We start from the raw sequence: 14,422 nt of genomic DNA, 5'->3' as shown, positions 1-14,422 counted from the left end.
CGTAATGGTGGAAGGATCGACATGCGCTGTCTGAAAACTGTTTTGGTCATGGGATTGCTGATCGCGGGCCTGCCTGTCGTCGCTGCGCCTGCACCTTCGTCGATGCCGCGCGTCAGGGTTGAAGGGGGGGAGCTTCAGGGGACGCTGCTTCCAACCGGCGAGGAGGCGTTTCTCGGCATACCCTACGCCGCGCCGCCGGTGCGTGAGCAGCGCTGGCGTGATCCGCAACCCGCCAGCCATTGGCGCGGCACTTTTCATGCGGATCGCTACGGCCCTCAATGTCCCCAGCCGCAACGTGGCATGTTGACCAATTCCTATTCGGGTGCCGAAGTTACCAGCGAGGATTGCCTCTATCTCAACATCTGGGCGAAGCCGGGCCTGAAAAAGGCGCCCGTAATCGTCTATATCCACGGTGGCGCCTTCTTCATCGGCTCGGCGTCCATGCCGATGTACGGCGGCGCAGCTATTGCCCGGGAAGGGGCAGTTTTCGTCAATTTCAATTATCGTCTTGGTGTGCTTGGTATGATGGCGCACCCTGACCTGTCGAAGGAATCCCCGCACGGTACGTCGGGCAACTACGCATTCCTGGATCAGATTGCTGCGCTGAAATGGATAAAGCGCAACATCGCCCAATTTGGCGGCGATCCTGACAATGTCACCATCGCCGGGCAATCCGCTGGCTCCATGTCCGTCAATATGTTGCAGGCATCTCCTTTGGCGCGCGGACTTTTCCAGCGCGCGGTGGGAATGAGCGGATCGCTGCTTGAAGGCCCCAGCGCGCTGCTGACGATGACGGACGCGGAAAAGCAGGGCATCAATCTACAAACCTTTCTAAAGGCCGGATCGCTGGCGGACCTGCGGGCAATGCCGGCTGATCGATTGATGCTTCCCCGGTCGGCGAACGGGCCGAAGATCGGGCCGGTAGTGGATGGCTATGTTGTTGCCCAACCGGTCGAAAAGGTGTTCGCGGAAGGCAAACAGGCCGACGTACCACTCATTCTTGGTTTCACGCGCGATGAATCCTTTGGCGGTATCGGCCCGGTAGCTGACCTGTCCGACTACAAGACGAAGGTGCAGAAGAAATTTGGATCGCGCGCGGCGAAATTCCTTGCTTTATATCCAGCCGACGATGATGCGCAGGCACGGGCGCAAGCCCGACTGGCTGATCGCGATGGTACAATGGCGGTAGGCATGGACGCATGGGCCAATGCCCAGGTGCGGCATGGAAAAATGCCTGTATTCGCATATGAATTCGCGCGTGTTCCACCATTCACGCCAGGCGCAGTGATCGAGGGGACCGATGTCGCGACTGCTGGAGCCTATCATACATCGGAGGTGCCGTTCTGGTTAGGTACGCTCGATAGCTTTAACCTGTTTCGCCAGACGCGCGACTGGACGGCCGCTGACAGGGCGATGAGTCTGGCGATGACCAAGGCCCTCGTGTCGTTCGCGCGAACTGGCCGACCGCAGGCCGCCAATGTCGATTGGGATGCTTATACGCCGGATCGTCGTAACCTGATCAGATTTGGCGAGACCATGACGGTCGGCATGTGGCCATCTGCTGAAAAGCTGGATTTCTTTCGTTCGGTAACCGCGGAAAGGGCGGAAGGCCGGGTCGGGGAGTGAAAAGATTGATATTGTGCGGGGCTGCACCCCCGCGCTCGCTGGCTTGGCGAAGGGGATAGTTTATGGCGCCAGCCAGCACCTTGTTTGTTGAAATGCGACGCGGCCGCGGGACTGGTCTGATCTTGGCCTAGCCCGTCATTCAGTTTGGCCATGATAGGAGAGAGTAATGTCCATGAAGCGTTCCCTGCTGATCATATCGACGCTTCTGGGATCGGTGACGACGCAAGAGGCAGCGCTTGGCCAATCCTCTTCAGGGGTCGCCGCGAATGAAGTGCGCGTCATTCGCACGATGGCTGACGGGTGGGAATTTCATCTGGGCGACCCGATCGCCGCGCCTGCGCCCGACGTGAATTGGCAGCAGGTCAAGGTGCCGCATAGCTGGAACCGCATCGGCCTTTACAATGAAGGGACCGCTGCCGCAAAGACCATCACGCGTAAAGTCGATCAGACGCAAGGCGTAGGCTGGTATCGATTGACGCTGCCCGCCAATATATTGCCCAGGAACAAGCGGCTTTGGCTTCAGTTCGACGCAGCGAGCCGGACTGCCGAGGTCTGGCTCAACGGCCAGAAGCTTGGAGACCATGCCGGCGGTTTTTCCCGCTTCCGGTTCGATGCGACATCAGCCTATCGATCTGGCCAAGACAATCTGCTTTTGGTCAAGGTTGATAATCGAGAGCCTGAAACCACGGGGGTGCAACCTACCTTGCCCCTGGCGGGCGATTTTTTCGTCCATGGCGGCCTGTATCGTCCTGTCAGTGCCGTCATCACCAACGACGCGCATTTCGCTATGCTCGATCATGGCGGCAGCGGGGTTTATGCACGGACGTTGACGATCCAGGATGGCAAGGCGAAAATAGCCGTCAATGTTCGCATGAACAATGACGGTGCGCGATCGATGCGCGGACGTATGACCATTCGTTTGGTGGATCGCGACGGGCGGGACGTGGCGCGTCAGGAAAATGCCGTTCGGATCAATGCCCGGTCCGGACAGGAAGCCACGGCGCAAATCGATGTGGAGAACCCGCATCTGTGGCAGGGTGTGGACGATCCATATCTCTACACGATGATAGCAGAATTGCGGGATGCAAAGGGCGCGCTGCTGGATAGCGTGGAGCAGGCTTTCGGCATTCGCACCATGCGACTGGACGACAATCAGGGCTTTTTTCTAAATGAAAAGCCATATCGGTTGCATGGCGTCGGGCTGCATCAGGATAGCGGAAATGCAGGTTGGGCTTTAAGCGAGGCCGAGATCGAGAAGATGGTATCGACCATCCGTGAAATGGGCGCGAACAGCATCCGTCTCACACATTATCAGCATGGCCAGACAGTGCATGACCTTGCCGATCGGATGGGCCTGATACTGTGGGATGAAATCCCGCTTGTCACCACATGGACGATCAAGCCGGAAGAGAAGGAAGCGCCCAAGGCTGTCCTGGACAATGCCCGGCAGCAACTGGTCGAATTGATCCGGCAAAATTACAATCACCCGTCGGTAGCTGTATGGGGCATCGCCAACGAGGTCGATTTCGGACCCAATCGCCCCGGTTTCATTGGCAAGCCCGTTTCGGAAGTTCCTGATCCACGAGGATTGCTGGTGGAATTGAACAGTCTTGCCAAGATGGAAGATGTCGGGCGGCCTACCGCACTGGCCAATTGTTGCGAGGACAATGGCATGGAGGGCGTGCCGGATGTGTCGGGAATAACCGACGCGTTGGGGATCAATCGCTACATGGGTTGGTATTATGGCAAGGTTGGCGATTTCTCTGCCGTTCTTGATGCCCAGCATCGCAAGCATGGAAGCCAGCCGCTCGCCCTTACAGAATATGGTGCAGGGGGCGCGACATCGCAGCACAGCGATGACCCGGAAGGCGGGCCGATTGACCCGTCCGGCCGCGCCCAGCCTGAGGAATATCAGGCCTGGCTGCATGAACGGGTCTGGCCGCAGATTGCCAGCAAGCCTTATCTGTGGGCGAGTTGGCTCTGGAACAGCTTCGATTTTGCGACCAAGGTTCGCAAGGAAGGAGATTCGGTCGATATCAACACCAAGGGGTTGGCCACTTATGATGGGGCGATCCGTAAGGACGCTTGGTGGTATTATCGCGTCAATTGGTCGGCCAAGCCCGCCGTCCAGATAGCAGGCAAGCGGTATGTCCAACGCGCTTATGGCGTGACGGACATCAAAATATACAGCAATGCGGCTGAAACCGAATTGCTGTTGAACGGGCGATCGCTGGGGATGCGGCCCGATTGCGCCTTTGCAACATGCGTATGGCCTGCGGTGCGACTGGAGGCGGGCGACAATAGGCTGGAAGCGCGGGCGCGTTTTGCCGAAGGCATATTGTCTGACACAGCGCGTTGGCAGCTGGATGATGATGTTGCCAATGCATTTCGGATCGACAGCGGCGCGATCCTGGCCGCAAAGGCGAAGGCGCATTTCGGTTCGGACGCCTTTTTCATGGGTGGTCGCGCCGATACCGCCGATACGCGCAAGAACCGCTGGGCGCCGATTCAGCCCTCGGTGATTGAGGGAACGGATGTCCGCGATATCATGGCGACGTTCCGCGCAGGTGATTTCCGATATGTCGTTCCGGCAAAGCCTGGACAATATATGGTCGTTCTGCATTTTGTCGAACCTTCGCTGGCGGCAGGCAAGCGGACATTCGATGTGGAGATTAACGGCAAGACGGTGCTGTCCGGCTTTGACGTCGCTTCTGCGGCGGGGGGCGCACTGAAGGCTGTGGATCGAGCGTTTCCGGCCGTCGCGGGCAAGGACGGCATCGCTATCGCGTTCAAACCGCGCGTGGGCGATGCGATCGTGTCTGCCATCGAGATACTGCCAGCAGCAGGAAAGCGCTGATCATGGCAGGAAGGGGCCGCAAACCCATCCGTCACCTTCGGTGGTGGATTATCAGCCTGGTGACTATCGGTACCGTCCTGAACTATCTTGCCCGCTCGACGCTGTCTGTCGCGGCGCCTACGCTCAAGGACGAGCTAGGAATGACGACGGAAAGCTACAGCTATGTCGTTCTGTCCTTTCAGCTGGCCTATACCGTCATGCAGACGGTCGCAGGTGCGGTTCTAGATCTGCTCGGAACGCGGCTGGGCTTTTTCCTGTTTGCGGTAGGCTGGGCGTTTGCCAACATGGCGCATGGTTTTGCGACCAGTTGGCAGGGGTTGGCATTTTTCCGCGGCCTGCTAGGCGCGACAGAGGCTGCCGCCATACCAGCAGGCGCCAAGTCGGTTTCGGAATGGTTTCCGGCGCGTGAAAGGCCACTTGCAACCAGCGCTTTTCAGATGGGAACGAGCGTAGGCGCCATCGCTGCCCCGCCGATCGTCGTCTTCTGCATTCTCACATGGGGATGGGAGTCCGCATTCCTCGTCACTGGCGCGCTAAGCCTGATCTGGGCGACGATATGGTGGTTCAGCTATGATACCCCTGATCAGCATCGGGCACTGGGGGCCGACGAACGGGCATTGATCGCGGCAGGGCAGGCCCAAGGCGATGAAGCGGGCCGTCCTTCAACGCGGGGCGAGGTTCTGAAATCGCGTGGCTTCTGGGCGATCGCCATTCCGCGCTTCTTTGCCGAGCCGGCCTGGCAGACATTCAATTTCTTCATCCCGCTCTATCTTGTCACCGTCTGGAAGCTTGATCTCCAGAGCATTGCTTTATGGGCGTGGATGCCTTTCGTCGCGGCCGATCTAGGTTCCCTGGCGGCAGGGCTGCTACCGCCTTGGCTGATGAAGCGCGGCGCAAATGTGCTGGAATCGCGTAAAATCACCATGTCGATCGGTGCGATATGCATGATCGGGCCTGCCTGCATCGGTCTTGCCGGTTCGCCTGGGTTGGCCATCGCTCTTTTCTGCATTGGCGGCTTTGCCCATCAGATGTTGAACGGCGCGTTGATTACCTTGTGTTCCGACGTGTTCGACAGCCGTATGGTTGGCACCGCAAGCGGCATGGCCGGGACTGCGGCGTGGATTGGCGGCATGCTCTTCACCCTGGCCATAGGGCAGAGCGCTGATACTTTCGGTTATAGCCCGCTCTTTGCCATGCTGGGCGCGCTTGACCTGATCGGGATGGCCATTTTGTGGTTCTTACTCAGAAAGCGGTCATTGGCCGACTGAAGGGCAGGCTATTAGATATTTGCGGGAATGGTGATGCATTTCTGGCGACGCTTCGTCGAGGCTTATCCGGCCTAGCAGGCGAGGTCCGATGTCCAAGCCTGGTAGCCAGGAAGAATGGTCAAGCTTGGGCACCAAACCTGCTCCACGCAAATTTGGATGCGCGGCACTCCTGACTCAGTCGACGATGTCCGATATTTGATAGTGGATCGGCTTGAAGGTGCCACCGTTTGAGGCCGGAGCCGAGCAGGCCGTCAACCCGATGATGAGGTCTATTTCCGCGCGAAAACAGATATGATCACCCGCCTTGCTGACTGGCGGGAGAACCTCCAGCTTTCCTGACGGTCCAACTGGTACGTTCATGAAGCAATTGAAGGCGACGGGGATCGCATCCGGTTCGATCCCATAAGGTGCGAGCGCTTCAACAAGATTGCCAAAGCAGCCCCGATGCGGTTCGAGATCGGGATAGAAGTGGTGGAACGTGTCGATCGAACAGGGAGTCAGCAGGAAATCATGTTGCCCTACACTGTCATCGACAATGGTCAGCATGACCTGCGACCGGTTGGAATAGAGATGATGCCCGGTCGTCAGGCTTATGGTTTCGGCATAATCGAGCGTACGGCCGGACGATATCACTTCCCGCACATCCACCGCATTATAGGCAAGCAGATCGGCAACCTGCCCGCCCCTGGGGTCGATGACGGTGAGGAGCGCGCCCTTGAGAAGCCGGAATGCCGTCCCGCTCCGTTCAGGGATGGCATGTGTCTCGCCCCTCATGGCCTGTCTCCCTGATATTCAAATGGCGCCTCCCAATCTTCCTCCACCTGCCTACCTGAATATTGCCGCGCCTCGCTATTCTCTCCGAAACGCTGGAGCATTGGATTACGCGATCCGGCCAGCGCCTCATCGCGGACGAGAATTTTCTCGCGCATGCCTTCATATTTCCCTTCGGCACGAAGCTGTTCGAACTGGTCATGCAGATTGAAGACGAGCGTGGGATGAGCAAAGCGCCGGGCCGGGCGGCTTGCCTGAGGGTGAAGACCGACGATGAAAAAGGCCTCGCCACCAAAACTTAACGAAAAATGGGGATTGGAGGGATCGGCGCTGACCCGATCGTCATAGCCCTGACCGCGCCAGGCATCCTTGTCGCTCAACGATTGGACACGATCCCAGAGAGCATGTTCGAACGCCTCTTCGGAAAGGTCGTCAGGCCCCACAAACACTGCCGCGAAACTGCGAAAAAGTCCGGGATGGGCATGATAGTCGTGTGTGAAGCCAAGAAGACCGTCATGAATGCGAAGATCGTCCCAGGCGCTGTCAATGCGATCGCAGGCGAGGACCGTCAAATTGCCTTTTGCAAGAGCAGCTTTTGCGCCGACACAAGGAAAGGCGGGCGCTGCGATATGCGCCTGCAATTCCTCTTCAAGCTGCTGTTGCGACTTATGGGTCCAGGGAAACATAACGCTCCTCAAACAATTGAACTTGAGACGGCATTCCCAACGCATAGCTTAAGGAGTTCGCTTCATGGCTTCGACCCAAAATCTGGCTGATCGAGATTAGTCCATTGTCCGCCATGTCGCTCTCACCGTCGCCACTTGGCGCATCGCTTCACAGGGTTCGGCTTCCAGACGGTCTTGTGCGCCTTGGACGACATGCCCTGTCTCCTTCATGGTCCGGGATTTTGGATCGCGCATATGGGGTATGGATCAATGTCGGCCTCATCGTGGGTCGACATGGTGGATATGGGGTACCCCAACGTCTCGATCGAAAAGTCAGGAGTCCCTTTCATGCTCAATCGTCGCGATCTTTTGGCCACCGCTACTATGGCGCCCATGCTGACATTTGCGTCTGTAGCTGAAGGCGCCGAAACGCCGCTGCCGGTCCTGCCTGACGACCTGGGTTTCGATGCCCTCCAGCGGCAACTGGCGAGCCTCTACGATGTCGACCGCGCCATCGTGAATTTCGACGCAGCCTATTATGGGGCGATGACCCGACCGGTCCATGCCGTCTATATGGAAAAGACAGGCTGGATGAACCGCTACAATTCCACCTTTCTGCGCAGCGCCGTGCCAGGCGCGCCCCGCGACGCTGAGCTGGACAAGTCGCGCGATGCGGTTTCGCACATGATCGGTGCCCAGCCCGACGAAATCGCGCTGGCAGGCGGCGGGACCGAGGCGCTCTACGCGCTGATCGCCAATTATGCGCTGCTCAAGGCGGGGGACGCAGTCATCTATTGCGATGTCGATTATGACGAGATGCAATATGCGATGGACTATCTGGAGCAGAGCCGGGGCGCCAGGGTCGTCCGCTTTTCCCTTCCGGAACCCCACAGCCGCGCCAACATCCTGGCTGCTTACGAAAAGATACTGAAGGACACGCCACGCGCGAAACTGCTGCTGCTGACCCATGTATCGAACCGAAATGGCCTCATCCCGCCCGTCGGGGAAATCGTCGCCATGGCCAAGGCGCATAGGGTGGATGTCATTCTCGACAGCGCGCAGGCAGTCGGCCAGATGCCATTCAATGTGGATGAGATCGGCGCGGATTTCATCGGCTTCTCTCTCCACAAATGGCTGGCCGCGCCGCTTGGAACCGGCGCCATCTACATCCGCAAGGCGCGTCAGAAGGATATTCTTCCCTGGCTTGGCAACCGGATCCACCCGGTCGATGATATTCGCGCGCGCATCCCGACCGGTACGGTCGATTTCGCCGCGCGCCTCACCATTCCTAGCGCCGTGGCGATGCAGACGCGGATCGGGATCAACCGCAAGTTTGCGCATTTGCGCGCCCTGCGCGACTATTGGGTTGCGCGCGCCTCCGACATTCGGGGCGTGGAGATGATGTTGCCGCAGGAAAAGGACAATTATGGCGCGATCAGCGCCTTTCGCTTACCCGGCATGAAGACTGGCGACCAAGCGAGGCAGGCGCAGGCGCGCTTTATTGAAAGGCATAAGCTGCTGGTCGTCGCAAAGGCCGGTCTGGCATCCGGCCCGGTCCTGCGTGTCACGCCGGCGCTGTTCAACACTAGCGGAGAACTGGACCGGCTGGTGCGTGCCATACAGGCGGAACGCGGCCTGTTCCTGTAAGGCTTTTCCGCCAGCGATCCGGCCACGATCAGCCGCCCACGACTTTGGCTTAATTGATCTCTCCCGCGCTACGCGATAGGGGCGGCACAGCGATGGGACATCATGCCCTATCGACTTGCGGCGAAGCGAGCATTAGGCAAGCGCGATGAACAGGTGGATCAGGCAGCCAGGGAGATGTCGCGGGCTTTTCGCCCTGCTGATGCTTTGCGCCTTGGCGATCCGGATCGCGATCCCCACCGGTTTCATGCCGACCCAGGGCGCCGATGGCATCGTCATCTCCCTCTGCACCGGGCAGGGCGCGGTCAAGGCGGTGCTGCCGCTGGATAAAGGCGGCCAACCGTCCGATCATCACCAATCCCAAGGCGGTGAATGCAACTTCGCGGCCGGATTGGGCGGTGGCCTGCTGACGCCGGTCCTTTCGCTTCTGCCGCTATTGCCTGTGCCGGTTGCGTCGCAGGTCACAGACCGCGCGATCGCCGACCTGACGGTTCACCGCCTCGCTGCCCCGCCGCCGCCGTCCCAAGGCCCTCCCGCGCGCGCCTGACCGGCCCGCGCGGCGAACCGATTCACCCTCGTTCGCCGTCTCCACCGCATGCCCTGTGCATGCAGTATGCCGCTTTCCCTTTGGAAGCGGCCAAAGGCGAATGAGAATTTCATGCATATTCCATGGAAGGCGCGCGACGCCTTCATCGACTGGCTGCGGCAGATTCGACGATCCGCCTGGACGTTGATTGCGCTTGGTACGGCGCTGCGGATCATCATCGCGCTTTTCCCAGGCGCAGCCGTGCTTGCGCCATGATGTCGCGGTCTCGTGCCCTGGCGCGCCATATCCATCTCTGGCTTGGCCTGTCCGTGGGTCTGCTCTTCGTACTGCTTGGACTGACGGGATCGGCACTGGTCTTCTATCAGGAGATCGACGCCGCGCTACATCCGGCGATCCAAGTGAACATGAAAGCGCCCGCGCCCGGCTGGGACAGTCCTGTTTGGGACAGGGCGCTTGCGACCCTGTATCGGCAATGGCCGGACGCCAGCGGACAGTGGCGGTTCGAAGCAACGGGCGAACCGGGTCCGATCGCCGCGCGCTATTATCCCTCCGTCGCGCCGACCAGTCATATGGCGAAGCATATGATGGTCTGGCTTTCGCCGGACGGCGCCCATGTCCTGCGCCACGACGGCTGGGGCGATTATGCCATGAGCTGGATCTACGAACTGCACATGGACCTGCTGTCCGGCGAGACAGGGCACCAGATCATAGGCTGGTCCGGCCTTGTCATCCTTGTCCTGCTGGGCGCTGGCGTCATTGCCTGGTGGCCAAGGGGCAGTTGGCGCAAGGCGCTTGCTTTCAAGCCCCGCGCCGCACCCGTTCGTCGCCTGTATGACATTCACAAGCTGGCAGGGTTGTGGAGCCTTGTCCTGCTGATCCTGTTCGCCATCACTGGCTTCATGCTGGCGCTGCCGAAGGAGAGCAACTGGCTGCTGGAGCGGACAATAGCGCCTGTCGATGACACGCCGTCACCCAAGACCGCGCCGCGCGCCAGGCCGACGATCACCATAAGCAAGGCGCTTGCTGCCGGGCATCGCGCGCTTCCCAACGCGCGTCTCGCCTGGATCGAGATGCCATCCTCCAGGACAGGCATGTTCAGGCTGCGGGTTCAGGTACCCGGCGATCCCAGCAGGCGCTTCCCTCACAGCTATATCTACATCGCCCCCTATTCGGGCGCGGTCCATACCATTCTGGACGCGCGCAAGGCCAGCGCGTCGACCACCATCAACAACTGGCTGCACCCGCTGCACGATGCATCAGTCGGCGGTCTGCCCACACGCCTGTTGGCCTTCATCGCCGGCCTCGTTCCGGCTGTCCTCTTCATCACTGGCCTGCTGCGCTGGCGCACCCGCCGTGCTGCGCCGAAGTCGCGCCTGCAAATCACTTCCGATCTCACCGCAAAGGAGCATTCATCATGCGTTTTCGTCACGCCGCTTTCCTCGCCGTGCCTCTCCTCGCCATCCCGGCCCTCGCCCACGAATATCGAAAGGGATCTGTCACCATCGACCACCCCTGGACACGACAAACCGCGAAGGGACAGAGCGTCGGCGGCGGGTTCATGAGCATCGCCAACGCAAGCGCAACCCCCGACACTCTGGTCAGCGCGACATCCCCCGTTGCCCAGAAAGTCGAAATCCACAGCATGAAGATGGACGGCGGCATCATGCGGATGCGACCCCTGCCTGACGGGCTGGCCATTCCGGCGGGTGGCCGCATGGAACTGAAACCGGGCGGCTTCCACATCATGCTGATCGGCCTGAAAGCGCCACTGGCGCTGGGCAAGAGTGTGCCGCTGACCCTGCGCTTTGCCAAAGCGGGTGCAGTCACGGTTCAGTTGAAGGTGGAGCCGGTCACCCACGGCATGGAGGGTGGCCATGACGGACATTGATCCGCACGAAGGCGATCGCGCCACGCCGTCACGGCGAGCGGGCCTTCTGGTATTCGGTCTGGTCGCGCTGCTGCTGGGCGTGGTCGCTGCGCTGATCCTCACGCCCGGTTGGGTGAACGATGCGCCCGTGTCGGCGTCTGCTAACGGTCCTGGCGGTCCGTTTACCCTGACCGATACGCAGGGGCGAACCGTCACTAATCGTGCACTGCTTGGCAAGCCCTATGCCATCTTCTTCGGCTTCACCCGCTGCCCTGATGTCTGCCCGACGACGCTCACCCGCATGACGCAGCTGCGCAAGCAGCTCGGAACGGACGGCGACAAGTTCAACATCGTCTTCGTCTCGGTCGATCCAGGGCACGACAAGCCGGCGGACATCGGCAATTATCTGACCCTGTTCGGCACGCCGATCATCGGCCTCACCGGAACCGACGCCCAGATCAAACAGATCACCAACGGCTATGGCGTCTATTTCGCGAAGGTGCCGGTCGCTGGCGGCGACTACATGATCGATCATAGCGCAGGCATATTACTGTTCGACAGCCAGGGCCGTTATGTCGATGTCATGGACCCGACCGAGCCGATGGCGACCAGCATAGGCCGCCTGCGCGAGTTGATCCGTGCGTAGCTGGCGCCTTGCTCTCCCGCTTTCGCTGCTGGCGAGTGCGTGCATCCCCAACAGCGCGTTGGATCGGGATCAGGTGCGCGCGACCATCGAACAGAATGCGGGCGTCGGCGGATCACCCGTGACCGTTGAACGCATCTATCTCAGCGGCGACTATGCCTTGGGCCTTTGGTCACAGGGGTCGCGCCGCGGCGACATGGTGCTCGCTCGCCGATCGGGCCAATGGGCGCAGCTGCTGTGCGGCAATGGCCCCATCCGTGACCAGGCAAGACTGAAACGCGCCGGTGTCCCCGATTTCGCCGCAGAAATGCTGGTCAGCCAGATCGCAGAAGGCGGCTGATGCCGAGCGACCGATATTCAATCCATTGTGAACAATGCCGGCTTCATCCGGCCATGGGGGTATTATGACAGTGACATGTTCGACGCGGCTTCGCCTTTCCAGCGCCATGCTGGCAGCGCTTTGCCTGACGCAGGCTGCCCGCGCGCAGGCGCCGGAAACTGATGGCGAAACCAGCTGGACCGCCAGCACCATCATCGTCACCGGCGAGCGCGGGCACTATGCTACGCCGACTTCCTCCTCGGCGACGCGCACCGACACGCCGCTGATCCAGGTGCCGCAATCGGTGCAGGTCATCACTAGCGCCTTGTTGCAGGAGCAGGATCGCCGCACCCTGGGCGAGGCGCTGGTGAATGTTTCGGGCGTGACCCCCACGCGGTCGGAAGAAAATCTGTTCATTCCGCCAATTCTGAGGGGATTCCCGGCCGAGGTCTATGTCGACGGCCTGCCGATCTTTGCGGGCAATCAGCAAGCCTATGACCCGACCAGTCTCGTCGGCGTCGATCGGATCGACGTCCTCAAAGGGCCCAGCGCCACGCTTTATGGCGGGGGGCTGGGTACGCCGCTTGGCGGCATCATCAATGTCGTGACCGAGCGACCCAGTGACAAGGCGCAAGCCTATGTCGCGCTGCGCGCTGGCAGCTTTTCGACATGGAACCCCTATGGCGATGTCAGCGTCCCGCTGGCGTCGGGGATCGCCGCGAGGCTGGCCGGCGAATATCAGAGCAATGCAAGCTGGATCGACAGGATCAAGGGCAGGCGCTGGTCGATCCAGCCCAGCCTGTCCTTCCAGATCGACGCCGATACCGACCTGCTGCTCCAGGCCCAGTTCAACCATCGCAGCAACCTTGAATATTCCGGTCTGCCCGCCGACGCGGCGCTGGCCGACATGCTCGACCGCAACGCCTTCCCCGGATCGCCGATCGGCCAGCCTCGGACGAAGAACGACAACAGCATGGCTACGGCGACGCTTCGCCACGCCGTCTCCGATACTGTCAAACTCACTGTCACTGGCCGCTATTATGACAGCAAGGTCGACGAAAGCGGTAGCTTCGTCTTTCCGGGCCTGGCTCCGACCGGCACGACGTCCCCAATCTATGACGTTTTCCCGATCACAATGATCAACCGGACGAAGGAGGCGACGTTCGACGCCAATCTGGGCGCGAAGATTGATCTGCTGGGCGGGACGCATGAACTGCTCGTCGGTGTCAATTATGACTGGACCAGCTTTTATAGCGGCATGGGCCTGTTCGTGAGCGACAGCCCATCGGGCACGATCGACCTGTCCGATCCCGAATATGACCTGTCCTATACGCCCCAGACGCCAGTCAACAGCTATACGGACGACCGTTTCGAGACCTTTGCCTTCTATGTACAGGATCAGGCCAGCTTCGGTCGGCTTCACCTGACCGGCGGATTGCGCGTCACGGCGCTGAAGTTCATCGAGAACAGCAACTTCGGCGTCGCCAATGACAAACGCTACACCCATGTTTCGCCACGGGCCGGCGCGACATTCGACGTCGCACCGGGGATCGCCCTGTTCGCTGGCTATGCGACGGCCTTCCGAGCGCCCTTCGGCTTCATCGGCATGGGTACGCCCCGGCCCGAAACGTCCAGCAATGTCGAAGGCGGACTGAAGCTGACGCTGCCCAAGGCGGGCCTCTCCGGCACCATAGCGGCGTTCCGGCAGACCCACGATAATGTCGTCACGGCCGACCCGGCCAATGTGGGCTTTTACATCCAGAGCGGGCGGCAGCGGGCACGCGGCGTCGAGGTCGATCTGGTGTGGGAACCATCGCCGGCCTTCTCGTTGCTCGCCAACTACGCCTATAGCGACACCCGTGATGATGGCGTAGCGCCGGGCGACCGGCTCGCGCGCGTACCCAGGAATAGCGGACGGGTAGCTGCGCGCTATCGGTTGCTTGATGGCCCGGCGAAGGGACTTTCGTTCGGCGCGGGCATCTCCGCCTTTACCGCACGCGAACTGACGCTGCCCAACAGCATTGCCGTGCCCGGCTATGCTGTGATCGATGCGCAGGCCGCCTATGACGTCGGCCGCTTCTCCCTTGGGCTTTCCGTGGTCAATCTTGGCGGACGACGGGCCTGGGACCCGCACAGCTATATGGGCTATCCGGTCGTGTCGCCCAACCAGCCGCGTTCGGCCTTCGTCACGCTAAAAGCGCGCATGTGATGGTGC

General features: G+C 60.5%; 13 protein-coding genes. 11 read left to right on the top strand and 2 right to left on the bottom strand.

The features are described 5' to 3' along the window. Nucleotides 1-48: 48 nt before the first annotated feature. From IWY39_RS17670 to IWY39_RS17660, 3 genes are all read left to right on the top strand, one after another. Nucleotides 49-1,626, top strand: a complete 1,578-nt coding sequence (locus IWY39_RS17670; RefSeq protein WP_231377791.1) for a carboxylesterase/lipase family protein — start codon at nucleotides 49-51, stop codon at nucleotides 1,624-1,626. Nucleotides 1,627-1,798: 172 nt separating this feature from the next. Next, on the top strand, nucleotides 1,799-4,483 hold the full coding sequence (locus IWY39_RS17665; RefSeq protein ID WP_107125698.1) for a glycoside hydrolase family 2 TIM barrel-domain containing protein: 2,685 nt from the start codon (nucleotides 1,799-1,801) through the stop codon (nucleotides 4,481-4,483). A 2-nt stretch (nucleotides 4,484-4,485) separates the two neighbouring features. Beyond that, entirely contained in the window at nucleotides 4,486-5,751 is a 1,266-nt protein-coding gene (locus IWY39_RS17660; protein ID WP_107125697.1) for an MFS transporter, read from the top strand. A gap of 174 nt (nucleotides 5,752-5,925) precedes the next feature. Here the strand turns inward: IWY39_RS17660 and IWY39_RS17655 are convergent, their stop codons facing one another. Both IWY39_RS17655 and gntA read right to left on the bottom strand, forming a co-directional pair. Next, nucleotides 5,926-6,525 carry a DUF1989 domain-containing protein gene (locus tag IWY39_RS17655; RefSeq protein WP_107125696.1) on the bottom strand — a complete coding sequence of 200 codons (600 nt, stop codon included), beginning with the start codon at nucleotides 6,523-6,525 and terminating at the stop codon, nucleotides 5,926-5,928. Continuing rightward, on the bottom strand, nucleotides 6,522-7,208 hold the full coding sequence (gene gntA / locus IWY39_RS17650; protein WP_107125695.1) for a guanitoxin biosynthesis heme-dependent pre-guanitoxin N-hydroxylase GntA: 687 nt from the start codon (nucleotides 7,206-7,208) through the stop codon (nucleotides 6,522-6,524). The genes IWY39_RS17655 and gntA overlap by 4 nt, the downstream gene beginning before the upstream one ends. A 327-nt stretch (nucleotides 7,209-7,535) precedes the next feature. On the opposite strand from gntA, the gene IWY39_RS17645 reads away from it, so the two are divergent. The 8 genes from IWY39_RS17645 to IWY39_RS17615 all read left to right on the top strand — a co-directional run bounded on the left by IWY39_RS17645 (nucleotide 7,536) and on the right by IWY39_RS17615 (nucleotide 14,416). Next, nucleotides 7,536-8,834, top strand: a complete 1,299-nt coding sequence (locus IWY39_RS17645; RefSeq protein WP_107125740.1) for an aminotransferase class V-fold PLP-dependent enzyme — start codon at nucleotides 7,536-7,538, stop codon at nucleotides 8,832-8,834. A 145-nt stretch (nucleotides 8,835-8,979) separates the two neighbouring features. Beyond that, nucleotides 8,980-9,378, top strand: a complete 399-nt coding sequence (locus tag IWY39_RS17640; protein WP_107125694.1) for a DUF2946 family protein — start codon at nucleotides 8,980-8,982, stop codon at nucleotides 9,376-9,378. 111 nt (nucleotides 9,379-9,489) lie between these two features. Then, complete coding sequence (locus tag IWY39_RS17635) at nucleotides 9,490-9,633, top strand: hypothetical protein (protein ID WP_181316806.1); 144 nt, start codon at nucleotides 9,490-9,492, stop codon at nucleotides 9,631-9,633. Beyond that, entirely contained in the window at nucleotides 9,630-10,940 is a 1,311-nt protein-coding gene (locus IWY39_RS24140) for a PepSY-associated TM helix domain-containing protein (RefSeq protein ID WP_107125692.1), read from the top strand. The genes IWY39_RS17635 and IWY39_RS24140 overlap by 4 nt, the downstream gene beginning before the upstream one ends. After that, on the top strand, nucleotides 10,937-11,266 hold the full coding sequence (locus IWY39_RS17630; protein ID WP_181316818.1) for a copper chaperone PCu(A)C: 330 nt from the start codon (nucleotides 10,937-10,939) through the stop codon (nucleotides 11,264-11,266). Before IWY39_RS24140 ends, IWY39_RS17630 begins: the two co-directional genes overlap by 4 nt. Next, on the top strand, nucleotides 11,253-11,891 hold the full coding sequence (locus tag IWY39_RS17625; protein WP_107125690.1) for an SCO family protein: 639 nt from the start codon (nucleotides 11,253-11,255) through the stop codon (nucleotides 11,889-11,891). The genes IWY39_RS17630 and IWY39_RS17625 overlap by 14 nt, the downstream gene beginning before the upstream one ends. Continuing rightward, the gene (locus tag IWY39_RS17620) at nucleotides 11,884-12,228 is read left to right on the top strand and encodes a copper uptake system-associated protein (protein ID WP_107125689.1); all 345 of its coding nucleotides are present in this window, start codon (nucleotides 11,884-11,886) and stop codon (nucleotides 12,226-12,228) included. The genes IWY39_RS17625 and IWY39_RS17620 overlap by 8 nt, the downstream gene beginning before the upstream one ends. Before the next feature lie 64 nt (nucleotides 12,229-12,292). Next, nucleotides 12,293-14,416 (top strand): TonB-dependent siderophore receptor, encoded by a 2,124-nt coding sequence (locus IWY39_RS17615; protein WP_107125688.1) that lies wholly within the window; start codon nucleotides 12,293-12,295, stop codon nucleotides 14,414-14,416. Nucleotides 14,417-14,422 lie beyond the last annotated feature (6 nt).

Source organism: Sphingobium sp. JAI105, from assembly GCF_015752145.1.
GTDB classification, from domain to species: domain Bacteria; phylum Pseudomonadota; class Alphaproteobacteria; order Sphingomonadales; family Sphingomonadaceae; genus Sphingobium; species Sphingobium xenophagum.
Note: the sequence above shows the minus strand (reverse complement) of the source record. Positions and strands in the feature narration are given on the sequence as shown.